Genomic DNA, 26,305 nt, shown 5'->3' with positions numbered 1-26,305 from the left:
CGCCCGGCCGCCTCGGACCGGCGCCGACCTCGTCGGACGCTCGCCCCGGGGCGACCGATCAGCCGATGACGACGAAGTCCGAGCCGTCCTGGGCGATCGCGAGGAGCAGCCCGTCGAACCCGAGGAGCCGCGGGTGGCCGGCCGGTAGCGGGGCACGCCACAGCACCGCACCCGTCCGCAGGTCGAGCGCCGCCACGTCCGTACCCAGCGCGACGATCAGGACGCGGCCGTCGGTGACCGGGGGCAGCTGCTGGACCGGCAGGGCGGCCTGCCATCGCACCGCCCCGGTCGACCCGTCGACCGCCGTCACACCCCCGTCCCGGGTGACGTACACGACGCCGCCCAGCACCACGACGCCCGCCGGGGAGGCACCCGGCAGCTGCCACAGCTGCCGGCCGTCGGGGTCGAAGGCCCGCAGGACGCCGCTCCGGAGGAGCGTGAGGCCGGGAAGGCTGCCGTCGTCGGACGCGATGCCCACCGGGACACCGTCGAGGTGCAGGTCGCGGTCGGGGCCGACGACGAGCGTGCCTGCCGCGTCCGGCAGCACCAGCCGGCCGTCCGCCAGGGGCTGCGCACCCGCGTAGCCCCGCAGGCCGACGGAGCGGCGAACCTTCCCGTCCGGGCCGAGCAGGTCCAGTGCCGTGTCACCGGCCACCGCCACCAGCTCCCCGACGCGCACCACGCCGTGGCCGCTCCCGTCCTGCAGGACGGACGGCGCCGTGCGCCACCGCTCGACGCCCGAGCCGGTGTCCACGCCCACCACCTGGTGCCGGGTGGAGGACACCAGGACCGCCAGCCCGCTGCGGAGAACGACACCGAGGTGCGAGAGGTCGGCGGCGATGGCGTGACTGGCCCGTACCGAGCCGTTCCGCGGGTCGAGCACGACGAGATGGGCCTGCGTCGCCTGCGAGGTGCTGACGGAGGGCCCCGCGGTCACGACGACCGCGTCCGTGAGCAGGCAGACGATGCGGGACGCGTCGTCCGGGACCCGCTCGCAGGACCCCGTCGGGCGGAGCGCACCCTCCTTGGCGCTCCGGGCGGTGTCCGGTCCGATCACCGACCTGGTCCAGCGCACGTGGCCGTCACGGCCGTCGAGCTCGACGACGCCGATGGAGCCGTCCGCCCCGAGGAGGGGGCCGACGACCGTCCCGCGCCAGGCGACACCCTGGCTGACCGACACGAACGTGGACGGGCCGAGCGACCAGCGGACCGTCAGCGACCGGTCGACCGGCGCGACCACCTCCGTGCGGTCGGACAGGCGCTCCCAGCGGGCGCGGGCCCAGGCGTCCGCGGCCCACTGGCCGGCGACCAGTGCGAGCACGACCGCAGCAGCGCCCCCGAGCAGCCACACCCGGGTGCGGCCTGAGGGCGGCCGGTGCCGCGGACCCGGCGCCGGCGCACGCTCGTCGTCGAGCTCGATGGGCACCATCGCGGAGGGCACCAGCCGACGGTAACCAGCGGGAGGCGCCACCGGGTGCGGATCGACGTGGGCCGCGGTTCCGGGAGGCGGCGCTGGCATGATCGGCGCCGTGGCGGCGAGCGGCGGGCTGGTGGTCGTCTCGCCGCACCTGGACGACGCCGCCCTGTCCCTCGGCGCGCACATCGCGCGGCGGGTCGCGGCCGGCGAGGACGTGGAGGTCTGGACGGCGTTCACGCAACCTCCGGTGGCCGGTCAGGTGCCCCGCGGGTTGCGGCGGTTCGCCGACTACACCGCGCGGCTGGCGGAGGACGACCGTGCGCTGGCCCTTCTCGGTGCCGGTGCTCGTCGCCTCGACGTGCCGGAGCGCGTGTGGCGGCGGCCCCCGGCACGAGGTCTGCGCGCCGCCTTCCGGACGCCTGCCGGCTCCTCCGGGTTCGAGGAGCTGGGCCACCTGGAGGACCTGGTCGCCGAGGCGCTCGCGCGTCCGGGGGTGCGCGTGCTGGCGCCGCTCGGGATCGGTCACCACGTCGACCACGTCGAGGTCGCGGTCGCGGCCCTCACCGCCGCCCTGCGCATGGAGGCGACCGACCGGGTCGCCTTCTACGAGGACTTCTACGCGCTGGGCAACGGCGCGCGCCACCGGCACCCGGTCACGCGGATCCACGCCGGCCCGCTGTGGCGCCGGCTGCGCGAGGCGCCCGGGTGGGCGGGTCCGGCGGAGGGCGTGGTGCTCGCCGGGACCGCCGCGATCGGCGTGGGACCGTCGCTCGACGCGTACGTGCCCGGGTGGACGTCGCTGGCCTGGCGGTGCACGGTGCACCCGGTGGACCGCTGGTCGCAGGACCGCCACCTGGCCGCGGTGGCGGAGTACCGCAGCCAGACGCCGGCCCTGGGCGGGATGCGTCAGCTGGGGCCGATGCTGCGCCGCGCGCACCGGCTGCGCGGCGGCGACGTCATCTGGTCGGTACGGCCTCGCTGACGGCGTCGACCGGACGCCGTGCCACCGACGGGACGGTGCCGTCCCAGAGGTCCGCCGCCGCGAGGGGCACCGCGCCGTCCCAGAGGTCTGACGCGCCGAGCGCCGCACCCGTGGTCCGGCCTGCGGCGAGGCCGTCGGCCGGACCCGGGGTCAGGTCATCGACGGGGTCGGCGCCGGGGCCGCCGGCGGCGCGGCAGATCACGTCCGCCAACCGAGCGCACTGCTGACCCTCCCCGAGCTGCCGCGCGCGCAGCTGCGCCGCGGCACCCAGGCGCTCGCGCAGCGCCCGGTCCCGCAACGTGCCCAGCGCCTGCGCGTACGACGCGGGGTCGGGCGGTACGACGAGCGCCGACACACCGTCCTCGACGACGCCGTTCGCGGTGTCGGACACCAGCAGCGCCAGCCGCTCGTGCGCGGCCTCGTTGAGCACGTACGCCTGCGTGTCCACCACCGAGGGGAAGGCGAACACGTCGGCGCTGGCGTAGACGCCCCCGAGCTCGCCCCGCGGGTACGGACCGATCACCGTGACCCGGTCGGCGACGCCCAGCCGCTCGGCCTCGACGGCCAGCCGCTCGCGCAGCGGCCCTCCGCCGACGAGCGCCAGGTGCACGTCGACGCCCTGGTCGACCGCGCGCCGCACGGAGTGCAGCAGCACGGGCAGGTTCTTCTCCGGGGCGAACCGCCCGACGTACAGCATCCGCAGGGCACCCGGACGCCAGACGAGCTCGGTGGGCACGGGGGCGGCGGGCAGCCGGTCGATGCCCGTCGGCAGGACCGTGACGTGTGCGTCCGGGCAGAGCGCTCCGTAGGTGGGCAGGCCCTTGCGGGAGAGCAGCACCACCTCCCGCGCATCGGCGTGCAGTGCGGCGGTCGTCCGGTCCACCAGCCGGCCGGCCCGACGGTCGGGCTGGTCGCCCGTGGCCGTCGGCCGCCGCAGGAACGCCCTGCGGGCACGCGCGGACACGGTCAGCAGCAGCAGCGGCTTGACGCCGCCGGACCAGACCGCGCGCAGGGGGTTGTAGTAGGCGGTGGCACCGGTGGTGTCCGTGGACACGACCATCACCAGGGGGATCGAGTAGAACGCCGCCAGGATGATCCCCAGCACGCCGACCCGGCCGAGGGTCGAGACGACGACGACGTCCGGACGGTCCTTGCGCGCCCGGAGCAGCTCGCCGAGCACCGAGTACCGCGCGTGGTGGTCGCCGGGGTACCCGACGTCGTGCAGGGAGCGGAAGATCACCTGCTCGTCGTCGCGACGGTGCCCCCCGATGCCGCCCGCTGGGGCGAACGTCCGGGGCTCGAGCCCCAGCATCCGCAGCTCGCGCTGCCAGGACTCGACCATGTACGACGGACCCGCGGCCTGCCCGAGCGGCAGGTCGGCGAAGACCCACACCCTGACCACGTCCGTGAACCGCCCCTCGTGCCCTCGATGGTGTCGCACCGGCCATGCCACGCGGAACCGGGACGAGTATCGGGCACGGGGCTGGGTCCTGGTGCCGAACGCCATGCCGACATCGTGGCGGGGCCGGCGTGCGGAGCACCATCGGGTTCTCCCCCCATCGGACCCTGAGGTTGACCCGCAGGCACGGGGCCTGTCCCAGGCACCGCTACGCTTCCGCACGACACACGGGAGCCCCGGCAGGGGCTGAGAGGTAGCCGACGCCGCTACGACCGTCGAACCTGATCCCGGGTCATGCCGGCGGAGGAAGTGGGACCGATGACATCTGCCCGGCAGGCCGTGGACGGCACCGCATCCGGCGACGCGTCGGCTCGGCCGACGTCGACCCGGCCCACGTCGACCCCGCGCCCCTCGGACCGGGCCGACGGCGGCCGGCGCGCCGTGCGCGGGGGCGCGCTCGGCAACTACGTCGACCAGTTCGACATCATGCTGCCGGTCGTCACCATGACGCCGGTCGCGGACCGGGTGTTCGGTGCGCAGCACGTGGTCGCCGCGACCGGGTGGGTGTTCGTCGCGACGCTGCTCGGTCGCCCGCTCGGCGCCGTGGTGCTGGGCCCGCTCGCCGACCGCCTCGGCCGGACGGCGACCACGCAGGTGGCGCTCGCCGGCATCGCGCTGACCACGGCCCTGGTGGCCGTCGTGCCGGACCACCGGGTGCTCGGCGCCGGCACGATCGCCCTGGTGGTGCTGCTGCGGTTCCTCGGCGGTGTGTTCGTCGGCGGCGAGTACTCGGCCGCGATCCCGTTGGCGATGGAGTGGAGCGCACCGCGTCGGCGGGGGGCGCTGAGCGGGCTGGTGATGGCGATGTCGCCGTGGGCCAACGCCACGATCTCGGCGGTGGTGCTGCTGCTCACGTCGGTGCTGCCCGGCGGGGCGTACGCCGCCTGGGGCTGGCGCGTGCCCTTCGTCGTCGGCGCCGTGCTGGCCGGCGCACTCTCCCTGTACTACCGGTCGCTGGTGCCCGAGTCCGACTCCTGGCGGGCGGCGGCCCCCCGCACCAGGCCGCTGCGGGAGGTGCTGGTGGGCAGCCACCGCCGCGCGCTGTGGCAGGTGTTCGTGCTGATGAGCGGCCTGTGGCTGCTGACCCAGATGGCGGTGCCCACGCTGACCGCCCAGCTGCGGGCCGGCGGGCACCTCGACGCGCGCCAGCTGTCGTTCACGCTGCTGGTGGCGACGGCCGGCTCGGCCGTCGCGATGCACCTGGCGGGCGGCGCCTCGACGCGGCTGCGGCGCCGACGCTTCTTCCTGGGCTTCGCCGCCGTCGTGGTGGTCGCCGCGCCACTGACCTGGGCCGGCGTGCTCGCGGCCCGGGGGCTGGTCACCGTCGCCGTGCTGGCTCTGGTGCTGCAGGTGGTGACCGTGACCGGGTACGCGCCGGTCGGCGCCTACCTCGCCGAGCGGTTCCCTGCCGGCGTGCGGGCCAGCGGGTACGGCGTCGGGTACAGCCTCTCGCTGGTGGTGCCGGCCCTCTACCCGCTCTGGCTGCCCGTGCTGCAGCGCACGGTCGGGGCCGGCGCCGCCGTGCCCGCCGTGCTGGTGCTCGGCGGGCTGCTGCTGGGCGTCGCCGCGTGGTGGGGACCGGAGCCGGACGTCGACGCTCCGCTGGCCTGAACGTCCGGCGGAGCTAGGCCCGCGTCGACCGGACGGCGTCCCGGGCCTCGACGAACGCCTGCACGCACGTGGCGATGTCCTCCGGCGAGTGCGCGGCGGAGATCTGCACGCGGATCCGGGACCTGCCCATCGGCACCACCGGGTAGGAGAACGGGATCACGTACACACCGCGCTCGAGGAGGGCGTCGGCGATCGCGACCGCCTCGTGGGCGTCCGGGAACATCACCGGGATGATGGCGTGCTCGCCCGGCAGCAGGTCGAACCCGGCGGCCTCCATCCGGGCCCGGAAGTCCGCCGCGTTGGCCCACAGCCGCGCGCGCTGCTCCGCACCGTCCGCGACCAGGTCGAGCGCGACGAGCGAGGCGGCGACGACCGACGGCGGGACGGCGTTGGAGAACAGGTACGGCCGGGCCCGCTGCCGCAGCAGCTCGACGATCTCGGCGTGCGCACTGATGTAGCCGCCGGAGGCGCCGCCGAGCGCCTTCCCGAGCGTCCCGGAGACGATGTCCACCCGGTGCTGCACCCCGAACAGCTCCGGGGTGCCGGCACCGGACGGGCCGACGAACCCCGCGGCGTGCGAGTCGTCGACCATCACCAGCGCGTCGTACCGCTCGGCGAGGTCGCAGATCGCGTCGAGCGGGGCGAGGTAGCCGTCCATCGAGAAGACGCCGTCGGTGACGACGAGGCGGCGCCGCGCACCGCTCGCGGCCTGCAGCTGCGCCTCGAGGTCGGCCATGTCGCGGTTGCGGTAGCGCAGCCGCTGCGCCTTGCACAGCCGGATGCCGTCGATGATCGACGCGTGGTTCAGCTCGTCGGAGATCACCGCGTCCTCGGCACCGAGCAGCACCTCGAACACTCCCCCGTTGGCGTCGAAGCACGACGGGAACAGGATCGTCGCCTCCGTGTGCAGGAAGGCGGAGAGCTTGCGCTCCAGCTCGACGTGCTGCGTCTGCGTGCCGCAGATGAACCGCACGCTCGCCATGCCGAAGCCCCACTCGTCGAGCGCGGCCTTCGCGGCGGAGACCAGCCGCGGGTCGTCGGCGAACCCGAGGTAGTTGTTCGCGCAGAAGTTCAGGACGTCGCTGCCGGCCGACCGCACGTGCGCCGCCTGCGGTGAGGCGAGCTGGCGCTCCGTCTTGTACAGGCCCGCCTCCCTGATCTCCGCCAGGGTGTCCTCGAGCTGGCCGCGAACGCTGGAGTACATGGTCTAGTCCTCGTCCCAGTCGATGATGACCTTGCCGCGGTCGCCGCTGCGCGCGGCGGCGAACGCCTCCTGCCAGCGGGAGGCCGGGAAACGGTCGGTGATCACGCCCGTGACGTCCAGGCCGGTGCTCACCATCGCGGTCATCGTGTACCAGGTCTCGAACATCTCGCGGCCGTAGATGCCCTTGATGGTGATCATGTGCGACACCACCTTCGCCCAGTCGACGGCGATGGGCCGGCTCGGCAGCCCGAGGAGAGCCACCCGCGCACCGTGGGTCAGGTTGTCCAGCATCTCCGGCAGCGCGTTGGCGTTCCCGCTCATCTCCAGGCCGATGTCGAAGCCCTCCTGCATGTGCAGGCGCTCCTGCGCGGAGGCGATCCGGTCGTGCGCGACGTTGACCGCCAGGTCGACGCCCATCGCGCGGGCGAGCTCGAGGCGGGCCTCGTTCACGTCCGTCACCACGATGAACCGGGCGCCGACGTGGCGGGCGACCGCCGCGGCCATCAGCCCGATCGGCCCGGCGCCGGTGATCAGCACGTCCTCGCCGACCAGCGGGAACGACAGGGCGGTGTGCACCGCGTTGCCCAGCGGGTCGAAGATCGCGGCCAGGTCGGGGTCGATGTCGTCCGGGTGGTGCCAGACGTTGCTCTCCGGGACGACGACGTACTCGGCGAACGCCCCGTCGCGGTTGACCCCGAGGCTCGAGACGCGGATGCACAGGTGCCGACGGCCGGCGCGGCAGTTGCGGCAGTGGCCGCACACGACGTGCCCCTCGGCGGACACGACGTCGCCGACCGCGACGGTGTGGACGTCGGCCCCGACCTCGACGACCTGGCCGGAGAACTCGTGGCCCGGGACCAGCGGCGCGTCGATCGCCCCCGCGGCCCAGCTGTCCCACTCCTCGATGTGCAGGTCCGTGCCGCAGATCCCGGTGCGTCGCACCCGGATCTTGACGTCGGTGCGTCCGGGGGTCGGTTCGGGCCGTTCGGTCAGGGTCAGACCGGGCGCCGCAGCACTCTTGTAGAGAGCCCTCATCGCGCGAACTCCTTCAGGTGTCCGGCTGCTGTGCCGGCTACGGGGGTGGCCCGTCGTCGCAGCGTACCGAGGAGCCCCGACGGGCAGCCGCGCGACGCGACTCCCGGCCCGGTGCGAGCGATCCACTCATCGGGCACACCCGGGCACGATCGGATTCATTCGAACGGCCGATCATGTCCGTTCGTACGTGCGCCGATGACCATCGGGACCACCCACGCCGACGTGGAGGACCCATGGCCCGACTGCCGAGCGCACGCCAGATCGCCCGCATGACGCCGCAGGAGATCGACGAGACCGCGACCCGCCTCGAGGCGCAGGTCGTCGAGCTGTCCTCCGAGCACGGCCGCACCGAGCAGATCTTCGGGCAGACCACCGGCGTCGCCGCCGCCTGGGCGGCCTCCGACTTCCAGATGCAGCTGCTGCAGGGCAGCCCGCGCGAGCAGGCGCGCAAGATCGACGAGGTGCGCGCCTGCATCGGCCAGCTCGACGCCGAGCACGACCGCCGCGGCGGCTGGACCCGCGTCTTCCTCACGGTGGCCGGCGGTCCTGCGCAGGCGCACGCGACGACGGCGTGCCCGGCCGCGGCGGGGCGCGAGCACGTCCGGCTGCCCGAGTGGTCGGGGCGGCCCGTCGCCGAGGTCGCGGAAGCGGCCGGTGCGCGAGCGTGCCCGACGTGCTACCCCGACGTCCCCTACCACTGGCGCGCCCGCGCCACCCGGCTCCTCTCGCCGGCGGAGCGAGCGACGTGGCAGGCGACCGGCGTCGCCCCTGCGGTCTCCACCGCCGCACCCGCGCTCGCCTTCACCGACGTGCAGGGACAGCCCGTCCTGACGCCGGACGGCCAGGTGCTGCGCACCGTGGACGCTGCCGTCGACGAGTACGCCCGGGCCGCGGCCCAGCTCCGCTGGTACCGGGAGAACGGCCGCTCGGTCGCCGGCCTCGAGGTGCAGCAGGCGCTCTGCACCTACCTGCTCGAGGCGATCGCGGTCCATCGCGGCACCGGCATCGAGGCGCAGGAGCACCAGCTCGAGCGGCACGTCGAGGCGCGTCTTCGTCGCGACTGGGGCTGACCGCCGGCTCGCGTCGGGCCCCGGCTGCGCCTGCCGGAAGGGGCCGGGCTGGGCCACCGGCTGGGTGGTCTGCCGGCCGTGCCGTGCTCCGCCCCCAGGATTCGAACCTGGACCGCAAGGCTCCAAAGGCCTGCGTGCTGCCGTTACACCAGGGCGGACCGACGCGATCGTCGGTGCGCAAGTCTGCCAGCCGGCGGGGCGCGCCAGCGGCGGGACGGCTGGTGACGGCTGCCCGCGACGGGCCGGTGGCGGTGCTCAGCGGCACCAACGGTGGGACTCGCGGTGGCAGGCGGGCCACTGCCGCGCGGTATCGCCCGGCCAGCCCGCCCGCCGCGCGGGCGCCGGACGGCACAATGGCCCGATGGCCGCCGACAGCAGACGATCCGCGCGCTCGCGCATGACGGGCACGCAGCGGCGCGCGCAGCTGCTGGACGTGTCGCGGCACCTGTTCGCCGAGAAGGGCTTCGAGAACACCAGCGTCGAGGAGATCGCGGCGCGCGCCGAGGTGTCCAAGCCGGTGGTGTACGAGCACTTCGGCGGCAAGGAGGGCATCTACGCCGTCGTCGTCGACCGGGAGATGCAGGCGCTGCTCGCGGCGCTCACGGGGGCGCTGGAGGGCGGTGGCCACCCGCGCGTGCTCGTCGAGCGCACCGCCCTGGCGCTGCTGGGGTACATCGAGGAGTCCGAGGACGGGTTCCGCATCCTGGTCCGCGACTCCCCCGTCGCGCAGGCGACCGGCACGTTCTCCAGCCTGATCGGGGACATCGCCACGCAGGTGGAGCACCTGCTGGCCGACCAGTTCAAGCAGACCGGCCTCGACCCGCGCACCGCGCCGATGTACGCCCAGATGCTGGTCGGCATGGTCGCCCTGACCGGGCAGTGGTGGCTCGACGCGAAGAGCCCCAAGCGCACCGAGGTGGCGGCGCACCTGGTCAACCTCGCGTGGAACGGCCTGCAGGGGCTCGAGCGACGGCCGCTGCTCTCCCGCACGCCGGCGCCCGCTCCCTCGGCGCGGAGCCGCCGAAACTCTCTCGACGTCGAGTAATCTTCGGACGTGTCCGATGCCGGTCCCCGCGACCACGCCCGTGCGGAGCTCGGCGCGGGCGGGACGGCACCTGCGGTCGACGAGGTGGACCGCATCGTCGCCGCCTGGCGTCGGGAGCGGCCCGACCTGGACGTCTCGCCCCTGACGGTCCTGTCCCGGATCAGCCGGCTGGCGCGGCACCTCGACCTGGCCCGGCGCAGCGCGTTCGCCCGGCACGGGCTGGAGACGTGGGCGTTCGACGTGCTCTCCGCCCTCCGCCGGGAGGGTGCGCCGTTCCGGCTCTCCCCCGGCGCGCTGCTCACCCAGACGCTGGTCACCTCCGGCACCATGACCAACCGCATCGACCGGCTCGCCGAGCACGGTCTGGTGGAGCGGCTGCCCTCGCCCGACGACCGCCGCGGGGTACTGGTGCAGCTGACGCCGGCCGGGCTGCGGACGGTGGACGACGCGATGGCCGACCTGCTGGCGGTGGAGCGGGAGCTGCTCGGCGACCTGCCGGAGCCGGACCGGGACCGGCTCGCCGAGCTGCTGCGCACGGTGGTGGCACCGTTCGACGCGTCCTGATCCCGGGGCGCTGAGCGCCGGGCGCTGGGCCGGGGACGCTCAGGCCCGGACACTCGGGCCGGGGTTCAGCGTGGGTCGTCAGCCGGCGGTCTCGGACGCCTCCAACCAGGCGTTCTCCAGCTCGTCCTTCTCGTCCGCCAGCACCCGCAGCTCGGCGTCGAGCGCCAGCACCGCCTGGTGGTCGGTGGCCTGTGCCGCGAGCTTCTCGTGCAGCTCGCTCTCGAGCACCGCGATCCGGGACAGGCGTCGTTCGATGCGGGCCAGCTCCTTGCGGGCCGCCCGGATGTCTGCCTGGGACGGCGCGGGCGCGGGCTCGTCGTCCGTCCCCGCTGACGCCGCGGGCGTGGAGACCGCATCACCGGCCTCGGCCGCGTCGATCGTCGCCCGGCGCAGGCGCAGGTACTCCTCCACCCCACCCGGCAGGTCCCGCACCGTGCCGTCGCCGAGCAGGGCGACCTGTCGGTCGCACACCCGCTCCAGCAGGTAGCGGTCGTGGGAGACGACCACCAGCGTGCCCGGAAAGCCGTCGAGCAGGTCCTCCAGGGCCGCCAGCGTGTCGGTGTCCAGGTCGTTGGTCGGCTCGTCGAGGAGCAGCACGTTGGGCTCGCCGACCAGCAGGCGCAGCAGCTGCAGGCGTCGGCGCTCGCCGCCGGACAGGTCGCGCACCAGCGTGCGGGCACGTTCCCGCGGGAAGCCGAGGCGCTCCACCAGCTGGGCGGCGGTCAGCTCCTTGCCGCCCACGACGATCTGACGGCGCTCGGACTCCACCACCTGCACCGCCGTGAGGTGGCCGATCGTGTCGAGGTCCTCGATGTCCTGGCGCAGCTCGACGGCGCGGACCGTCTTCCCCCGGCGGATGCGGCCCGAGTCGGGCGTGACGCGGCCGGACAGCAGACCGAGGAGCGTCGTCTTGCCCGCACCGTTCACGCCGACCACGCCGTACCGGTCCCCCGGTCCGATCCGCCACGTGACGTCGTCGAGCAGCACGTGGTCGCCGAACGCGAGCGAGACGTCCTCGACGTCGAGCACGTCCTTGCCGAGGCGCGCAGTGGCGGTGCGGGCCAGCTCGAGGCGGTCGCGGGGCGGCGGCTCGTCGGCGATCAGGACGGCGGCGGCGTCCAGCCTGAACTTCGGCTTGGACGTGCGGGCCGGTGCGCCGCGACGCAGCCAGGCCAGCTCCTTGCGGAGCAGGTTGGCGCGCTTGGCCTCGACGGTGGCGGTGTTCTGGGCGCGCTCGGCGCGGGCGAGGACGTAGGCGGCGTAGCCACCGTCGTACGGGTCGACCACGCCGTCGTGCACCTCCCAGGTCCGGGTGGTGACGGCGTCGAGGAACCAGCGGTCGTGGGTGACGACGACGAGGGCGCCGGAGCCCCGGCCGAACCGCTGCACCAGGTGCTCGGCCAGCCACGCGACCCCCTCGACGTCGAGGTGGTTGGTGGGCTCGTCGAGCAGCAGCACCTCGTCGTCCCGCACCAGGAGGGCCGCGAGCGCCACCCGGCGGCGCTGACCCCCGGACAGGGTGGCGACGTCCGCCTCGAGCGAGACGTCGGACAGCAGGCCGGCGTGCACCGAGCGGATGCGGGGGTCCGACGCCCAGCTGTGCGTGTCGGCACCCCCGTGCACCGCCGCCAGGACGGTGCCGTGCTCCAGGTCGTCGCGCTGGTCGAGCATCGCCACGCGCACGCCGGCGGCGCGGGTCACCCGGCCCTCGTCGGGCGTCCGCGTGCCCGCCAGGACGCGCAGCAGGGTGGACTTGCCCGCGCCGTTGGGGCCGACGACGCCGATCCGCGCGCCGTCGTCCAGGCCGAGGGACACGCCGTCGAGCACCCGCCGGGTGCCGAGCGCGAGTGCGACGCGGTCGGCGCCGAGCAGATGAGCCACGGGGCGCCACGGTACCCGGGCGCCGCGTCTCGGCCGATCCGGCCGATCCGGCCCGGGCGGCAGCGATCAGGCGCCGCCCACCCAGCGGTACTCGACCTCGGGGCGCCCGGCACTGCCGTACCGGGAACGCCGCACGACGAGGCCCGCGTCGGCCAGGTGCTCGAGGTAGCGCCGCGCGGTCACGCGGGATGCGCCGACCTGTCCGGCGACCTCGGCCGACGAGCGCGCCTCGATGGCCGACCGGAGCACCGCGACCACGGCGTCGAGGGACTCGCGGCTCATCCCCTTGGGCAGGCTCGACGGGTCGTGCCCGCGCAGGGTGGCGATGATCCCGTCGACCTCGTGCTGCCCGCTCGCGACGTCCCCGACCAGCCGGCCGCGGTACGCCGCGTAGCGCTCGAGCTTGTCCCGCAGCGCCGCGAACGTGAAGGGCTTCAGCAGGTACTGCACGACGCCCTGCGAGACGGCCGCGCGCACCACCTCGAGGTCGCGCGCCGAGGTGACGGCGATGACGTCCGCGCGATGCCCTGCGCTCCGCATCGCCCGCACGACGTCGAGGCCGTCGAGGCCCGGCGGCAGGTGCAGGTCGAGCAGCACCAGGTCGATCGCGGAGCCGCTGGAGGCCAGGAGGCGCAGCGCCGCGGCGCCGTCGTGCGCCAGTCCGCGCACCACGAAGCCGGGGACGCGTTCGACGTAGGTCCGGTGCGCCTCGGCCGCGACGGGCTCGTCCTCCACGATCAGCACGCCGATGTCGGTCATCGCGCCACCTCGACGGCGACGGGCAGCCGGACCGTGAACACGGCACCCGGGTACGGCGGCTCGCCGGTGCCGCGGACCTCGACCGTGCCGTTGTTCCGGCGGGCCGTCTGGCCGACGAGCGCCAGGCCCAGCCCGTGCCCCGCCAGTCGCTGGTCAGTCTTGGTGGACCAGCCGCGGGTGAACGCGCGAGCGGCCGTCTCGTCGCTCAGCCCGGGACCGGTGTCGCTGACCTGCAGCACGACGACGCTCTCGATGCCGCCCTCGGTCCGCGCGTCCTCCACCCAGCCGCTGAACCGCACCCGGCGCGGCCCGGGCGTCGAGGCTGCCGCATCGATCGCGTTGTCCAGCAGGTTGCCGACCACCGTGACCACGTCGCGGGCCGGCAGCAGGCCTTCCGGCACGGAGGTCGCGGCGTCCACCTCGAGCTCGACGCCCCGCTCGTTGGCCTCGGCCGCCTTGCCGAGCAGCAGTGCGGCCAGGACGGGCTCGTCGACGGCTCCGACGACCAGGTCGGTCAGCCGCTGCGCCGCGGCGAGCTCCACCGTGGCGAAGTCGAGCGCCTGGTCCGTGCGACCCAGCTCGATCAGGCTGATCACGCTGTGCAGGCGGTTCGCCGCCTCGTGCGCCTGCGAGCGCAGCGCCTCCGCCAGGCCGCGTGCCGAGTTCAGCTCGCCGGTCAGGGCCTGCAGATCGGTGTGGTCGCGCAGCGTGACCACGGCACCGAGCTCACGGCCCTTCCAGCGTGCCGGCGCGCGGTTGACGACGAGGACCCGGTTCGCGGTCAGCTGGATCGCGTCCTCGACCGTGCTCCCGCCGGTCAGCGACGCGGCCATCGGCGCGGGCAGCCCGAGCTCGTCGAGGCGGCGGCCCTCCCAGTCGGGGCCGAGGTCCAGGAGCCGGCGCGCCTCGTCGTTGGCCAGGACGAGCCGGCCGTGCGGGTCGAGCAGCACGAGACCCTCGCGGACCGCGTGCAGCACGGCGTCGTAGAACTCGTACATCCGCCCGAGCTCGGCGGGCCCGAGGCCGTGGGTCTGCCGACGGAGCCGGCGCGCCACCAGCACGGCGCCGAACGCCGCCAGGCTCAGCGCCACCGCCCCCGCGCCGAGCAGCCGGGGCACCTGCTGCGCGAGGGCCCGCGAGACCGTGCCGCGGCTGACGCCGACCGAGACGAGCCCGACGACGGTCCCGGCGTCCGACCGGACCGGGACGACGGCACGTTCCGAGGGCCCGAGCGTGCCGGTGTAGGTCTCCAGGACGACGCCGCCGGCGAGCGCCGCGTCGATGTGCCCGATGAACGGCTGGCCGATCAGGCTGGGGTTGGGGTGGGAGTAGCGGGTCCGGTCGGTGCCCATGACCACGACGAAGTCCGTGGCGGTGTCGCGCCGGACCTGCTCGGCCAGCGGCTGCAGGACCGTCGACGGGTCGGGGGTCGTCAGCGCGGCCCGCACGTCCGGGGATGCCGCGACGGCCCGGGCGACGGCGAGGACGCGGCTCCGGGTGGACTCCTGGCTGCTCTGCCGGGCCTGCAGGTAGGCCGCCGCCCCTCCGGCGAGCAGCACGACCGCCACGACCACCAGCTGCAGCGTGAACACCTGCCACGCCAGGCTCCACCGTCGAGGGTCCATGCGCCGTCGCATGCGCAAAGTGTGCGTCACGTGCGCCGGTGCGGCCGTAGACGCAATGAACGCAATCGTGACGCACATCACCATCCGTACGAACCTCGGGGCACCAGACCCCAGCCCCGGAGGTTCATGATGACCAGCTCAGTCGCAGCGTCGCGACCGACCCCAGACCCGACCAGCTCCGGCACCCGCCGGCCCCGCGACAAGACGCACGTCCTCTACCTCGCCGTGATCGTCGCGGTGGCGCTCGGCATCGCGGTCGGCTTCGCGTTCCCGGGGAAGGACGGGTTCGCGGTCAAGCTCCAGCCGCTCGGCACCGGCTTCGTCAGCCTGATCAAGATGATGATCACCCCGATCATCTTCGTCACGATCGTCACGGGGATCGGCTCGGTCCGGAAGGCCGCGAGCGTCGGCAAGGTCGGCGGCCTCGCGCTCGGCTACTTCCTGGTGATGTCGACGTTCGCCCTGGCGATCGGGCTCGTGGTGGGCAACCTGGTCAAGCCCGGTGCCGGACTGAACCTGACCCCGGCGGTGGCCAAGGCAGGGCAGGCCCAGGCGGGAGCCGGGGGTGAGAGCACCACCCAGTTCCTGCTCGGCCTGATCCCCAAGACGCTGATCTCGGCGCTGACCGAGGGCCAGGTGCTGCAGACGCTCGTCGTGGCGCTGCTGGTCGGCTTCGCCGTGCAGTCGATGGGCGTGCGGGGCGTGCCGGTGCTGCACGCCTTCAGCAGCATCCAGAAGGTCGTCTTCAAGGTCTTGGCGATGATCATGTGGGTCGCCCCGGTCGGCGCGTTCGGCGCGATCGCCGCCGTCGTCGGCGCCACCGGCGTCAACGCCCTGCTCAGCCTCGGCAAGGTCATGCTGGGCTTCTACGTGACCTGCGCGCTGTTCGTGCTCGTCGTGCTCGGCACGATCCTGCGCGTCGTCGCCGGCGTCTCGATCCTGCGGCTGCTGAAGTACCTCGGCCGGGAGTTCCTCATCATCGTCTCCACGTCCTCCTCCGAGAGCGCGCTGCCGCGGCTGATCGGCAAGATGGAGCACCTCGGCGTCTCCCGCCCCGTGGTCGGCGTCGTGGTGCCGACCGGCTACTCCTTCAACCTGGACGGCACGGCGATCTACCTGACGATGGCGTCGCTGTTCGTCGCCGAGGCGCTGCACAAGCCGTTCGCCCTCGGCGAGCAGATCTCGCTCCTGGTGTTCATGATCATCGCGTCCAAGGGGGCCGCGGGCGTCTCCGGTGCCGGTCTGGCCACGCTCGCCGGCGGCCTGCAGTCCTACCGGCCCGACCTGGTCGACGGCGTCGGCATGATCGTCGGCATCGACCGGTTCATGAGCGAGGCCCGTGCGGTGACCAACTTCGCCGGCAACGCCGTCGCGACGGTCGTGGTCGGCAGCTGGACGGGTGAGTTCGACAAGGTGCAGGCCGAGCGGGTGCTCAGCGGTCGCGACCCGTTCGACGAGGCCGCGTTCGCCACCGGCAGCGAGCTCGAGGGTGGCGCCTGGGCCGAGCCGGCGGCCGAGGCCCACGCCCCTGGGGCCCAGCCGGTGGCGGCCGCGAGCGTCTGACCGAGCGCATGGCATCGAAGGACCGGCGTCGACCCCCGGCGCCGGTCCTTCGAGTCCGCTCGGCGACCGGTCCCAGCGCGTCCCCGCCCGCTCGGAGCCGCCTACTCGGAGCCGACCACCCGGGCGCCCGGCACGGGCCCGAGCGCCGTCAGCACCCGGTCGGCCACCCCGGCGGCCGTGAACGCCGCCGCGATCACCAGCGCGTGCTGCCGGCTGCGGGCCAGGGCCGCCACCGTCGGGCCGGAGCCGGACACCACGACACCCAGCGCGCCGGCGTCCTGCGCCACCGCGAGCGGCTCCGCCAGGTCGGGCGCGAGCTCCAGCGCCGCCGGCTCGAGGTCGTTGTGCAGCGCGGCGCCCAGCGCCGCCGGGTCGCCGGCCCGCAGCGCCTGCATCAGGGGCACGTCAGCCGCGGCGTCGGCGGCGTGCGGCACGCCGCGGTTCAGCTCGTCGAACGCCGCGAACACCTCCGGCGTCGACAGCCCGCGGTCCCGGACGGCGAACGCCCAGTGGAACTCGCCGCGGCTCATCGCCGGGGTGAGCAGGTGGCCGCGACCGGAGCCCACGGCGGTGTGGCCGGTCAGCACGAACGGCACGTCCGACCCGAGCTGGGCCGCGAGGTCCAGCAGCTCGTCGCGGCCGAGGCCGGTGCCCCACAGGGCGTCGCACGCCATCAGCGCGGCGGCCGCATCCGCCGAGCCGCCCGCCATGCCCCCGGCCACCGGCACGCCCTTGACCAGGTGCAGGTGCACCCCGTCGGTCACGCCGACCCGCTCGGCCAGCAGCCGTGCCGCCTTCGCCGCGAGGTTCGAGGCGTCCGTCGGAACCGCCTCGGCCTGCAGCCCCGACGCGGTGATCACGATGCCGTCCGCCGGGACCGCGACGACCTCCTCGTACACGGAGACCGCCTGGAACACCGTGACGAGCGGGTGGTAGCCGGTCTGGTCCCGTGGTCCGACGCGGAGCGAGAGGTTGACCTTCCCCGGCGCCCGGACCCGGACCTCGCGCGAGGGCAGCGGGTCCACGGGGGTCAAGGTCACGTGCCCACTGTGCCAGGTCCGCCGGGTGCTGCCTCGACGAGCCGGGCGGCGATCCGGGAGAAGCCGGCGATGTCGACGTCCTCACCGCGGGCGGTCGGCGCCACGCCGGCGGCGGTCAGCACCACCTCGGCGGCGGACGACGAGCCCGCGAGGCCGGCCAGGGCGGACCGCAGCATCTTGCGTCGCTGGGCGAAGGCGGCATCGACCACGGTGAAGACGGCGGAGCGGTCGACGGCGGCCGGCGGGGCGCTGCGGCGGTCGAGGCGGACCAGCGCCGAGTCGACGTTCGGCACCGGCCAGAACACGGCGCGGCCGACCGTCGCGGTGCGCCGGGCGGTCGCGTACCAGGCGACCTTGGCCGACGGGACGCCGTACGTGCGACTCCCCGGCGGTGCCGCCAGCCGGTCGGCCACCTCGGCCTGCACCATCACCAGCGCCCGCTGCAGGCTGTCGAACCGCTCGAGGAACGTCAGCAGCACGGGCACCGAGACGTTGTACGGCAGGTTGGCGACCAGGGCGGTCGGTGCCGGGCCCGGCAGCTGCTCCACCCGCAGGGCGTCCGCAGTGACGACCGTGAGCCGGTCGCGGCCGGCGGCGTCGCGCAGGACGGTGACGGGCGCGCCCCGGTCCGCGGCCGGCTCCGTAGCCGGCTCCGGCTCCGCGAGGCTCAGGCCGGGCACGTGCCGCGCGACGGTGCTCGGCAGCAGCCGCGCCAGGACGGGGTCGATCTCGACGGCGATCACGTCGGCACCCGCCTCGAGCAGCCCGAGCGTCAGCGAGCCGAGGCCGGGGCCCACCTCGACCACCCGCTGACCGGCGACCACGTCGGCCTGGCGGACGATCTTGCGGACGGTGCCACCGTCGAGGACGAAGTTCTGCCCCAGCGTCTTGGTGGGCCGCACACCGGCCTGGTCCGCCAGCTCACGGATCTCCGCTGGTCCGAGCAGGGGGCCGGTGTGCACGGCTGCGAGCCTAACGGCGCGCCCGCCGACAGCCTGTCGGGAGCCCGTTCCCGCCCGTCGCAGCCCGTCGCCGCCGGTCGCCGGCCGTCGGCGGCGGCCCGCACGCGTCGCAAGCGGGCCACCGCCCGTCGCGCCCCGAGCACGCCACCGGCCACCGTCCGCGCTCGGGGCGCAGGACGGTGGCCGGTAGGTGATGCGCGGTGCCGGGTGGCTCCGGACGGTCAGCGACCGCTCGGCGCACCGGCCCCTGACGGGCTCGGCCGAAAGGTCAGCTGAACAGGTTCTTGCCGCACACGGGCCACTGACCGGCACCGGACCGGTCGTACAGCGCCTGGGCGCGCGCCGTCTGCTCGGCCGCGGACGCCTGCGACGGGAGGCCGGAGCCGCCCATCGCCCGCCACGTCGACACCGAGAACTGGTAGAGGCCGTAGTACATGCCGTTCGACGACACGGCGTCGACGCGACCGCCGGACTCGCACTGCGCGAGCGCGGCCCAGTTCAGCGAGCCGGACGTGGCGCTCGCCGCGGCCGGTGCCGACGCCGGGGCGGCGGGCTTCGGGGCGGCGACGGGCTTGGCCTTGGTGCCGACCGCCACGACCTCGTTCACCGGGGCCTGGGTGACGTCGTTCGACACGTGCTCACGGGCCGTCTCCACGCCGTCCACGGTGGTCACGCGGTCGACGATCGTCCGCACGCCGACCACGCCGGCCGTGGTGACGGTCCGCTTGCCGGTGTACTGGGTCGGGTCGTTCACCGTGCTCGAGGTGAACGGCTCCTCGCTCGTCGTGGTCACGTCCTGCACCACCACCCGGTGCACCACCACCTGCACGCGACCGGCGTCGCTCCGCTTGACCTCCACCGTGTCGAGGGGGTTCAGCGTGACGCCGAGCTGCGTGAGGGCGTCACCGACGGAGATCGTCGCGTCCTGCACCGGCTTGGTCGCACCGTCCACGACCACGTCGGCGGGGCCGTGCAGCGTCAGGTCCAGCGGCAGCTCGGGACGGCCGCCCTCCTGCGAGCGCGACGCGACCAGGCTGATCACGGCACCGCGCGCGCTGAGGTCCGCCAGCGCCTCGTCGGCCGTCAGCGCGGTGGTCCACACCGTCTTCTGCGTGCCGTTCTCCGAGACGGTGACCTGGTGGGCGTGCCGGACGACCACCTGCTGGCCGTCGCCGAGCGCACCGGTCGCGGACACGAGGTCCCGGGCACCGACCGCGACATGACGCGCGGCGAGGAGACCCTGCACCGACCCCGCGAACGTGGACACCTTCTGGACGTTGCCGTCGACGTCGAGGGTCACGGACTTGTGCGCCGAGGCGTAGGCCGTGCCACCTCCGCCGAGGACCACCAGACCGATCGTCGCGGCGACCACCGGGACGGTGCGCGCACGACGCCACCACCTCCGGTCCTTCGGGTCTGCGGCGTGGGATGCAGCCAGCGGGGAGTCCGTGGACGGACCGGGGGTGAGGGTCGAGAACTGCACGTCGCTCCAGACGTCGAGGTGCCCGGGCACGGGTGCGGGGTGCGCCCGTGTGGGCGCCCGACGACGTGCAGGCAGGCTCGCCTCGCGGCGGGGCACTGCTGCGGGCCCCGCGGGGCCCTGTGTCGGTCCCGGACTCCGATCCGGCCGTCACGGCGGCCCCGGTCAGGAGCCTCCGATCGCGCCGCGAGACCCAGCACATCGGGTTCTGTCTCGCAAGCGCGACACGCGACCGTAACCGAAGCGTGACGGATCTGCCAAGCCCTGTGGGGTCGGATGTGCCTCAGGTCACGTTCTTGGACGCGCGCCCAAGAGGCTCGTCGCGGGCCGTCGGGACCGTCCGGTCGAGGTCCGCCCCGGTGCCGGGACTCAGTACCAGCCGGTCGACAGGCTGTGCGAGTAGGCCGCGCACGGCGTGCCGTACCGCCCCGCGATGTAGCCCAGGCCCCAGGTGATCTGGGTTGCCGGGTTGGTCTGCCAGTCGGCGCCTGCGCTCGCCATCTTGGAGCCGGGCAGGGCCTGCGGGATGCCGTAGGCGCCCGAGCCGCTGTTCTGCGCGGACACGTTCCAGTGGCTCTCGCGGTTCCAGAGCGGCAGCAGGCAGGCGAACTGGTCCGCGCCCCAGCCGCGGGCGGCCGCGAGCTGCTGGCCGATGGCCTGCGCGCTGCCCGGGTCGACGGCGACCGCCGAGCCGCTCGGCAGCTGCATGGTGCCGACCCGGACCACCTGGGTCACCGGCGCCCTCGTGACGACGGAGGCGAGCGGCGTGCGGGACACGACGACGCCGCCCACGACGTCCACCTGGTACGTCGTGGTGCGCACCCCGGCACGTCCGGCGGTCTGCACCTTGCGGGTGCCGGTCACCAGCGTCGGGTCGTCGACATCCTGCTCGTCGAACGGCACCGCCTCGACGACCGTCTGGCCGGCGCTCGCGGCGCGGTTCACCATCACCACGAGCCCGTCCACGGCGGCCGCGTCCAGCGGGACCGACAGCTGGTCGCCCTCGTTGAGCACCAGGCCGATGTCCTTGAGCGCGTCGCGGACGGTGCCAGCGGTGGTGACGCCGTCGATCACCTGACCGTCGACCGCCAGGTGGATGGTCTTCTGGGTGGACACCCGCAGCGGCTCGCGGCCGAGGGTCGACGACCGGGACGCGGACAGCCGCACGCCCTCGTGCAGGCCCATCGCGTCGACCGCCTCGCCGACCGTGAGCGCCGTGGTCCACACCTCCTGCTGCTGCCCGTCGATCTCGAGGTCGAGCGGGTGCCCGTGCCGCACCACGATCTGCGCACCCTGCGCCACCGGCTCGTCCAGCGCCGGGGCCACCAGGTCCTTGTCGCCGACGGTCACGTGCTGCGCACCGAGGATGTCGCCCACCGTGCGGCCGAACGCCTGCACCTGGGTCGAGGTCCCGTCCACGTCGACCGTCACCTGCTTGTGCAGCACGGCGAAGGCGGACGTCGCACCGGCGACGAGCGCGAGGACAAGGCCCTGCGCCGCGAGCCGTGGCAGCCGTCCGGCGGCCCCGCGCGTCGTCGCGCGGTCCTCGCCGGGGTGACTCACACGGTGTCCTTACGTCGGGCGGACCGGACGAGCGCGGTGCCGAAGCACCGCACCCTGGCTCGGTTTCGTCTGGATGTCATCGGCACCCGCGACGCCCACCTGGAGCGCCGACCGAGCCGGACACGCGTCCGACCGTAACCGATCCGTGACGTGATTCGAAACCCCGCGTGCGTCACCAGGGGCCGTAGACGGCCTCCGCCGTGGCGGTCAGTCCCGCGCACAACGGACCGAGGTCCCTGCCCGTGGCTGTGGCCAGCGCACGGACGGTGCCCGGCAGCAGGTACGGCGCGTTCGGGCGCCCGCGGTGCGGCTGCACCGTCAGGTACGGCGCATCCGTCTCGACCAGCATCAGGCTGGTCGGCACCTCGCGGGCCGCCGCCCGCAGCTCCTCGTTGGCGGGGAACGAGACCGGTCCGGCGAAGGAGCAGTACCAGCCGTGCTCGACGGCGAGCCGGGCCAGCGCGGCATCGCCCGAGAAGCAGTGGAAGACGGTGCGTTCCGGCGCGCCGTCCCGCAGCAGGACGTCCACCACCTCGTCGTGCGCGTCCCGGTCGTGGATCTGCAGGGCCAGACCGAGCTCCTTGGCCAGCGCGACGTGGGCGCGGAACGCCTGCAGCTGGACCTCCCGGCCGGCCGGTCCGGCGCGGAAGAAGTCGAGGCCCGTCTCGCCGATCGCCCGCACCCGGGGGTTGTCGCGGGCGACGCGCGCCACGGTCGCCAGGGCCTCGTCGAGCGGCACGTCGTGCCGCGCCTGCGGGTCCGGGTCGAGACCGTCCGGTGCGACCTCGCGGACGCCGGCGTGCAGCACGGCCTCGTTGGGGTGGATCGCGACCGCGCCGAGCAGCTGGGGATGCGTGCGCACCACCGCGTCGGTCCAGCCGACCGCGTCCAGGTCGCAGCCCACCTGCACGATGCGGGTCACCCCCACGCCGGCGGCCCGCGCCAGGTGGCCGGCGAGGTCGGGCACGACGGGTGCCGATCCGGCCGCCGGCGGGACGGACCGCCCGGAGCGGTCGTCGGCCGCCTCGCCGGGCCGGTCCCACCCGTCCGCCCGCACCTGCAGCACCGACTCCAGGTGGGTGTGGTTGTCCACCACCGGCACGGCCAGCGGCTCCGGGACCGGCGGCCAGCCGCGGTCCCGGCCCCGGTTGCGACCCATCAGGCGCCGCGCTGGGCGCGGGCGATCTCCTCCTCGACGATCGAGTCGTCGAGCTTGGTGAACACCGGGGTCGGCTTGCCGACGGGCGTGCCCGGCACCACCGGACGGGACGCCCAGGCGGCGAGCGTCTCCCCGAGCCGGTAGTCGCCCGTGATCACCGGGTACTGCCGCGACTCGTCGTCCAGGTCGGTCACCTCGTCGATCCGCGGCTGCGGCGCGACGGTGCCGGTCCCACCGAAGGTCTCGTGCACCGCCTGCGCCGAGAACGGCAGGAACGGCGACAGCAGCGTGTTCAGGTCGGTGACCGCCTGGGTGGTGGTGTGCAGCACGGTGGCCAGCCGCTCCGGGTCCGTCTTCAGCTTCCACGGCTCCGTCTCGGAGACGTACCGGTTGGCCTCCTGCACCACCCGCATCGTCTCGCCCAGCGCCGCGCGGTGCCGGTGCGTGGCGATCAGCTCGCCGATGCGGCCGAACGCCTCGCTCGTCTGCGCGAGCAGCGCCTGGTCGACCGGCTGCAGGGCTCCCGGCGTGGGGATCGCCCCGAAGCTCTTGTTCACCATGCTCGCCGTGCGGTTCACCAGGTTGCCCCAGCCCGCGACGAGCTCGTCGTTGGTGCGCCGCTTGAACTCGGCCCACGTGAAGTCGACGTCCTGCGTCTCCGGGCCGGCGATCGACAGGTAGTACCGCAGCGCGTCCGGCTGGTAGCGGGACAGCATGTCGCGCACGTAGATCACCACGCCGCGCGAGCTCGAGAACTGCTGGCCGTCGACGTTGAGGTACTCGCTGGACACCACCTCGGTGGGCAGGTCCAGGTCCCCGTACGGCCCGGGCGCTCCCCCGTGCGAGCCCTTCCCGGCGTAGCCGAGCAGCTCCGCCGGCCAGATCTGGGAGTGGAAGGTGATGTTGTCCTTGCCCATGAAGTAGGCCGACTGAGCGGCCGGGTCGGTCCACCAGCCGCGCCACGCCTCCGGGTCGCCGGTGCGGCGCGCCCACTCGATGGACGCCGACAGGTACCCGATCACCGCGTCGAACCACACGTACAGGCGCTTGTTCGGGTTGTCCTCCCACCCGGGCAGCGGAACCGGGATGCCCCAGTCGATGTCCCGCGTCATGGCGCGCGGGCGCACGTCGTCGAGCAGGTTGAGGGAGAACTTCAGCACGTTGGGCCGCCACTCGGTGCGGGTGCGCAGCCAGTCGCCCAGCGCGTCGACGAACGCCGGCAGGTCGAGGAAGAAGTGGCTGGACTCGACGAACTGCGGCTTCTCGCCGTTGATCCGGCTGTGCGGGTTGATCAGGTCGATCGCGTCGAGCTGGTTGCCGCAGTTGTCGCACTGGTCGCCGCGCGCACCGTCGTAGCCGCAGATGGGGCAGGTGCCCTCGATGTAGCGGTCCGGCAGCGTGCGGCCCGTGCTCGGGGAGACGGCGCCGAGCGTGGTGCGCTCCACCATGTAGCCGTTGCGGTGCACCGTGCGGAACATCTCCTGCACCACCGCGTAGTGGTTGCGGGTGGTGGTGCGGGTGAACAGGTCGTACGTCAGGCCGAGCGCGGTCAGGTCCTCGACGATCACCCGGTTGTAGCGGTCCGCGAGGGCCTGCGGCGTGACGCCCTCCTGCTCGGCCTGCACCAGGATCGGCGTCCCGTGCTCGTCCGTGCCGGAGACCATCAGCACGTCGTGGCCCGCCATGCGCATGTAGCGGCTGTAGACGTCCGAGGGGACGCCGAACCCGGCGACATGTCCGATGTGGCGGGGGCCGTTCGCGTAGGGCCACGCGACGGCCGAGAGGATGCGGGCCATGGCGACGATCCTAGGTGGCGACGTGCGACGCCCCGGCGTCCGACCGCAGGTGGGCCGGGCGCCGGGGCGTCGGTGACAGGTGCCGGACGAAGGTCCGCCCGGAGCCGTCGAGCGTCAGACGAGAGGCGTGCGGGCCTCGGTGACGACCACGACGGAGACCGGTGCGGCGTTGGGCGTGATGTCGTGCGGCGCGTTGCGCTGGAGCGCCGAGGACAGCGAGCCGAGCACGATGAGGACCGCCGTCACGATCCAGGCGACCTTCTTGTTCTGCTGGTAGCCGCGAAGCGGCAGGCCCTGCTTGTCCTTGGTGATGCCGGCCAGCACCAGGATCAGGTCGACGAGCCACCAGATGCCGATGCCGCCGAGCGTGATCAGCTTGAGGATGCCCGTGCCGACCTTGCCCAGGTAGAAGCGGTCGATGCCGAGCCAGCCGAGGAAGTACGCCAGCAGCCACGTGGCGACGAACGACTTGTTCGACTCCGCCGCGTACCCGTAGGGCTGCTGCGCGTAGGCGGGCTGTCCATAGGCGGGCTGGCCGTAGCCGGGCTGGCTGAACCGGGGGTCGCCGTAGGCCGGCGGCTGACCGTAGGCGGGCTGCTGACCGTAGGCCGGCTGCTCACCGTAGGCCGGGGGCTGGCCGTAGGCCGGCTGCTGGCCGTACGCGGGCTGCTGACCGTAGGCCGGCTGCTCGCCGTAGGCCGGGGGCTGGCCGTAGGCGGGCTGACCACCGGTCGGCGGCGTGTAGGGGGACGGGGACGCGGGAACCTGCTCGCCGTCGGGAGCGGTGTGGTCGTTGGACACGGCGCCACGCTAGTGGTGGGAAGGGCACCCTGATCAGGGTTTGCGCGGGCGATATCCGTCGTGTCCGCCGGCCGGGCGGCGCAGCTCGGCGCCGGTCGGTGCGGCGGGTCAGCCCCGGCGTCGCCCACCGGTGACGAGCGACTGCAGCGCCACGATCCCGGCGAGCGTGCTGAGCGCCACGGGCAGGCCCGCCGCCGTCGCCACCGCACCCACCAGCAGCGGTCCGCCGGCGTCCCCCAGCTCGCGCCCCACCTCCGCCGAGCCCAGCGTGCGGCCCAGCGACCCCTCGGGCGCGGACGCGGCAAGGCGGGCGAAGGCGAGCGGCGTCACCAGGCCGATGCCGATGCCGACCAGCGCCGCGGAGGTGAACAGCGCCACCGGGTGCCGCACCCAGGCCAGCAGCAGCACGCCGGCGGCGATCGTCAGCAGCCCGGTGACCGTGCCCGCCCGCTCCCCGAGCCGGCCGGCGTCGTGCCGCCGTCCGACCCACGGCTGGCTGACCGACGAGGCGACGGCGAGCACGGTGACCGCCACCATCGCGACGGCTGCCGACAGGCCGAGCTCCCGGCCCACCAGCGGGAGGAACCCGACCGCGACGCCGAGCGTGCCGGTGGTGACGGCGAGGGCCGCGGTGGGCTGGACGAAGCCCGGACGGGTCAGCTGGTGCACCAGGTCACGCAGAGTGGAACGCGGGCGCGGCGTCGGCGGCAGGGCCGGCAGCGCGACGGCCACCCACACCAGCACGGCCGCTGCCAGGGCGGTCAGCGCCAGGAAGAGAGCCGGCAGCCCGCCCACGGCGATCAGCCCGGCGCCGAGCACGGGTCCCAGCGCATAGCCGAGGCCCTTCCACGACCCGTAGGAGCCGAACGCGCGACCGAGCGACCGGGAGCCGCCGAGCCGCGCGACCCCGGCGGAGGACGCCGGGGAGAACGCCGACGCGGCCGCGCCCTGCAGCAGCCGCGCGACGGCGAGGCCGGTGGTGGTGTGCCAGACGAACCCGAGCGCCGAGGCGGCGGCGAACAGTGCCAGGCCGCCGACGATCACCGGCTTCACGCCGATCCGGTCGCTCCACGTGCCGAAGACGGGCTTGAGCACCACCTCGGCCACGTCGTACAGGGCCAGCAGCACGCCGAGGGAAACGAAGGAGAGGCCGAGGTGCTGCGCCTGTGCGCCGAAGCCGGCGGCGATGCCGTGGGCGCCGAACGCCGTCGTGAAACCGGCTGCCCACAGCGCCGGGACCGCCCCGCGGCGCACGCCGACCCCCGCAGCTGGTTCCTCGGCTGGCACGC

Annotated in this window: 21 protein-coding genes, 1 tRNA gene and 1 riboswitch; of the genes, 6 read left to right on the top strand and 16 right to left on the bottom strand. The window is 74.4% G+C overall.

Going from position 1 to position 26,305, the window contains the following annotated elements; genetic code table 11:
• Nucleotides 1–58: 58 nt before the first annotated feature.
• Nucleotides 59–1,441, bottom strand: a complete 1,383-nt coding sequence (locus ACFQTY_RS11065; RefSeq protein WP_378100326.1) for a PQQ-binding-like beta-propeller repeat protein — start codon at nucleotides 1,439–1,441, stop codon at nucleotides 59–61.
• Between the two features lie 76 nt (nucleotides 1,442–1,517).
• Here ACFQTY_RS11065 and ACFQTY_RS11060 point away from each other — a divergent pair, with 76 nt between their 5' ends.
• Nucleotides 1,518–2,399, top strand: coding sequence for a PIG-L family deacetylase (locus ACFQTY_RS11060; protein WP_378100324.1), 882 nt, complete (start codon nucleotides 1,518–1,520; stop codon nucleotides 2,397–2,399).
• Here ACFQTY_RS11060 and ACFQTY_RS11055 read toward each other — a convergent pair.
• Nucleotides 2,374–3,906 (bottom strand): glycosyltransferase, encoded by a 1,533-nt coding sequence (locus ACFQTY_RS11055; protein ID WP_378100322.1) that lies wholly within the window; start codon nucleotides 3,904–3,906, stop codon nucleotides 2,374–2,376. The two genes, ACFQTY_RS11060 and ACFQTY_RS11055, sit on opposite strands and share 26 nt — an antisense overlap.
• A 109-nt stretch (nucleotides 3,907–4,015) precedes the next feature.
• Nucleotides 4,016–4,124, top strand: a riboswitch (TPP riboswitch).
• Between ACFQTY_RS11055 and ACFQTY_RS11050 the strand changes: the two genes are divergently transcribed.
• Nucleotides 4,117–5,469 (top strand): MFS transporter, encoded by a 1,353-nt coding sequence (locus ACFQTY_RS11050; RefSeq protein ID WP_378100320.1) that lies wholly within the window; start codon nucleotides 4,117–4,119, stop codon nucleotides 5,467–5,469. (Overlaps the previous riboswitch by 8 nt.)
• Before the next feature lie 13 nt (nucleotides 5,470–5,482).
• Here ACFQTY_RS11050 and ACFQTY_RS11045 read toward each other — a convergent pair whose 3' ends face one another.
• Both ACFQTY_RS11045 and tdh read right to left on the bottom strand, forming a co-directional pair.
• The gene (locus ACFQTY_RS11045; protein WP_378100318.1) at nucleotides 5,483–6,673 is read right to left on the bottom strand and encodes a glycine C-acetyltransferase; all 1,191 of its coding nucleotides are present in this window, start codon (nucleotides 6,671–6,673) and stop codon (nucleotides 5,483–5,485) included.
• Between the two features lie 3 nt (nucleotides 6,674–6,676).
• Nucleotides 6,677–7,708 (bottom strand): L-threonine 3-dehydrogenase, encoded by a 1,032-nt coding sequence (tdh, locus tag ACFQTY_RS11040; protein WP_378100316.1) that lies wholly within the window; start codon nucleotides 7,706–7,708, stop codon nucleotides 6,677–6,679.
• Between the two features lie 233 nt (nucleotides 7,709–7,941).
• Here tdh and ACFQTY_RS11035 point away from each other — a divergent pair, with 233 nt between their 5' ends.
• Complete coding sequence (locus tag ACFQTY_RS11035; protein ID WP_378100314.1) at nucleotides 7,942–8,778, top strand: hypothetical protein; 837 nt, start codon at nucleotides 7,942–7,944, stop codon at nucleotides 8,776–8,778.
• An 86-nt stretch (nucleotides 8,779–8,864) separates the two neighbouring features.
• Here the strand turns inward: ACFQTY_RS11035 and ACFQTY_RS11030 are convergent.
• Nucleotides 8,865–8,936: transfer RNA gene (locus ACFQTY_RS11030), tRNA-Gln, on the bottom strand.
• A gap of 239 nt (nucleotides 8,937–9,175) precedes the next feature.
• On the opposite strand from ACFQTY_RS11030, the gene ACFQTY_RS11025 reads away from it, so the two are divergent.
• Both ACFQTY_RS11025 and ACFQTY_RS11020 read left to right on the top strand, forming a co-directional pair.
• A complete protein-coding gene (locus ACFQTY_RS11025; protein WP_378100312.1) occupies nucleotides 9,176–9,823 on the top strand; it encodes a TetR/AcrR family transcriptional regulator in 648 nt (215 codons plus the stop codon).
• Between the two features lie 84 nt (nucleotides 9,824–9,907).
• Entirely contained in the window at nucleotides 9,908–10,387 is a 480-nt protein-coding gene (locus ACFQTY_RS11020) for a MarR family winged helix-turn-helix transcriptional regulator (RefSeq protein ID WP_378100725.1), read from the top strand.
• A 78-nt stretch (nucleotides 10,388–10,465) separates the two neighbouring features.
• Here ACFQTY_RS11020 and ACFQTY_RS11015 read toward each other — a convergent pair whose 3' ends face one another.
• The 3 genes from ACFQTY_RS11015 to ACFQTY_RS11005 form a co-directional block, all read right to left on the bottom strand.
• On the bottom strand, nucleotides 10,466–12,268 hold the full coding sequence (locus ACFQTY_RS11015; protein WP_378100309.1) for an ABC-F family ATP-binding cassette domain-containing protein: 1,803 nt from the start codon (nucleotides 12,266–12,268) through the stop codon (nucleotides 10,466–10,468).
• Nucleotides 12,269–12,334: 66 nt separating this feature from the next.
• The gene (locus ACFQTY_RS11010; protein WP_378100307.1) at nucleotides 12,335–13,027 is read right to left on the bottom strand and encodes a response regulator; all 693 of its coding nucleotides are present in this window, start codon (nucleotides 13,025–13,027) and stop codon (nucleotides 12,335–12,337) included.
• Nucleotides 13,024–14,664 carry an ATP-binding protein gene (locus tag ACFQTY_RS11005; RefSeq protein ID WP_378100305.1) on the bottom strand — a complete coding sequence of 547 codons (1,641 nt, stop codon included), beginning with the start codon at nucleotides 14,662–14,664 and terminating at the stop codon, nucleotides 13,024–13,026. The genes ACFQTY_RS11010 and ACFQTY_RS11005 overlap by 4 nt, the downstream gene beginning before the upstream one ends.
• A gap of 117 nt (nucleotides 14,665–14,781) precedes the next feature.
• On the opposite strand from ACFQTY_RS11005, the gene ACFQTY_RS11000 reads away from it, so the two are divergent.
• On the top strand, nucleotides 14,782–16,215 hold the full coding sequence (locus ACFQTY_RS11000; protein ID WP_378100303.1) for a cation:dicarboxylate symporter family transporter: 1,434 nt from the start codon (nucleotides 14,782–14,784) through the stop codon (nucleotides 16,213–16,215).
• A gap of 101 nt (nucleotides 16,216–16,316) precedes the next feature.
• Here ACFQTY_RS11000 and ACFQTY_RS10995 read toward each other — a convergent pair whose 3' ends face one another.
• The 8 genes from ACFQTY_RS10995 to ACFQTY_RS10960 all read right to left on the bottom strand — a co-directional run bounded on the left by ACFQTY_RS10995 (nucleotide 16,317) and on the right by ACFQTY_RS10960 (nucleotide 26,303).
• On the bottom strand, nucleotides 16,317–17,255 hold the full coding sequence (locus ACFQTY_RS10995) for a 4-(cytidine 5'-diphospho)-2-C-methyl-D-erythritol kinase (RefSeq protein ID WP_378100301.1): 939 nt from the start codon (nucleotides 17,253–17,255) through the stop codon (nucleotides 16,317–16,319).
• Nucleotides 17,252–18,217 (bottom strand): ribosomal RNA small subunit methyltransferase A, encoded by a 966-nt coding sequence (locus ACFQTY_RS10990; protein ID WP_378100299.1) that lies wholly within the window; start codon nucleotides 18,215–18,217, stop codon nucleotides 17,252–17,254. The genes ACFQTY_RS10995 and ACFQTY_RS10990 overlap by 4 nt, the downstream gene beginning before the upstream one ends.
• Before the next feature lie 268 nt (nucleotides 18,218–18,485).
• On the bottom strand, nucleotides 18,486–19,730 hold the full coding sequence (locus tag ACFQTY_RS10985; protein WP_378100298.1) for a transglycosylase family protein: 1,245 nt from the start codon (nucleotides 19,728–19,730) through the stop codon (nucleotides 18,486–18,488).
• A gap of 336 nt (nucleotides 19,731–20,066) precedes the next feature.
• Nucleotides 20,067–21,260 (bottom strand): ubiquitin-like domain-containing protein, encoded by a 1,194-nt coding sequence (locus ACFQTY_RS10980; RefSeq protein ID WP_378100296.1) that lies wholly within the window; start codon nucleotides 21,258–21,260, stop codon nucleotides 20,067–20,069.
• A 172-nt stretch (nucleotides 21,261–21,432) separates the two neighbouring features.
• The gene (locus tag ACFQTY_RS10975; protein WP_378100294.1) at nucleotides 21,433–22,419 is read right to left on the bottom strand and encodes a TatD family hydrolase; all 987 of its coding nucleotides are present in this window, start codon (nucleotides 22,417–22,419) and stop codon (nucleotides 21,433–21,435) included.
• Nucleotides 22,419–24,215 (bottom strand): methionine--tRNA ligase, encoded by a 1,797-nt coding sequence (gene metG / locus ACFQTY_RS10970; RefSeq protein ID WP_291763479.1) that lies wholly within the window; start codon nucleotides 24,213–24,215, stop codon nucleotides 22,419–22,421. Before metG ends, ACFQTY_RS10975 begins: the two co-directional genes overlap by 1 nt.
• A 114-nt stretch (nucleotides 24,216–24,329) precedes the next feature.
• Complete coding sequence (locus ACFQTY_RS10965) at nucleotides 24,330–25,016, bottom strand: NINE protein (RefSeq protein WP_378100291.1); 687 nt, start codon at nucleotides 25,014–25,016, stop codon at nucleotides 24,330–24,332.
• A 108-nt stretch (nucleotides 25,017–25,124) separates the two neighbouring features.
• Nucleotides 25,125–26,303 carry an MFS transporter gene (locus ACFQTY_RS10960; RefSeq protein WP_378100289.1) on the bottom strand — a complete coding sequence of 393 codons (1,179 nt, stop codon included), beginning with the start codon at nucleotides 26,301–26,303 and terminating at the stop codon, nucleotides 25,125–25,127.
• Nucleotides 26,304–26,305 lie beyond the last annotated feature (2 nt).

The sequence above is a fragment of the Cellulomonas sp. T2.31MG-18 genome (genome assembly GCF_964266755.1).
In the GTDB taxonomy this organism is placed as follows: Bacteria; Actinomycetota; Actinomycetes; order Actinomycetales; family Cellulomonadaceae; genus Cellulomonas.
Note: the sequence above shows the minus strand (reverse complement) of the source record. Positions and strands in the feature narration are given on the sequence as shown.

Bases quoted from the DNA above. Each gene is read 5' to 3' on its own strand.
- ACFQTY_RS11005 (WP_378100305.1), bottom strand. From the start codon at position 14,664: ATGCGACGGCGCATGGACCCTCGACGGTGGAGCCTGGCGTGGCAGGTG.
- ACFQTY_RS11010 (WP_378100307.1), bottom strand. From the start codon at position 13,027: ATGACCGACATCGGCGTGCTGATCGTGGAGGACGAGCCCGTCGCGGCC.
- ACFQTY_RS11025 (WP_378100312.1), top strand. From the start codon at position 9,176: ATGACGGGCACGCAGCGGCGCGCGCAGCTGCTGGACGTGTCGCGGCAC.
- ACFQTY_RS10975 (WP_378100294.1), bottom strand. From the start codon at position 22,419: ATGGGTCGCAACCGGGGCCGGGACCGCGGCTGGCCGCCGGTCCCGGAG.
- ACFQTY_RS11000 (WP_378100303.1), top strand. From the start codon at position 14,782: ATGACCAGCTCAGTCGCAGCGTCGCGACCGACCCCAGACCCGACCAGC.
- ACFQTY_RS11045 (WP_378100318.1), bottom strand. From the start codon at position 6,673: ATGTACTCCAGCGTTCGCGGCCAGCTCGAGGACACCCTGGCGGAGATC.
- metG (WP_291763479.1), bottom strand. From the start codon at position 24,215: ATGGCCCGCATCCTCTCGGCCGTCGCGTGGCCCTACGCGAACGGCCCC.
- ACFQTY_RS11055 (WP_378100322.1), bottom strand. From the start codon at position 3,906: ATGGCGTTCGGCACCAGGACCCAGCCCCGTGCCCGATACTCGTCCCGG.
- tdh (WP_378100316.1), bottom strand. From the start codon at position 7,708: ATGAGGGCTCTCTACAAGAGTGCTGCGGCGCCCGGTCTGACCCTGACC.
- ACFQTY_RS11035 (WP_378100314.1), top strand. From the start codon at position 7,942: ATGGCCCGACTGCCGAGCGCACGCCAGATCGCCCGCATGACGCCGCAG.
- ACFQTY_RS11050 (WP_378100320.1), top strand. From the start codon at position 4,117: ATGACATCTGCCCGGCAGGCCGTGGACGGCACCGCATCCGGCGACGCG.
- ACFQTY_RS11060 (WP_378100324.1), top strand. From the start codon at position 1,518: ATGATCGGCGCCGTGGCGGCGAGCGGCGGGCTGGTGGTCGTCTCGCCG.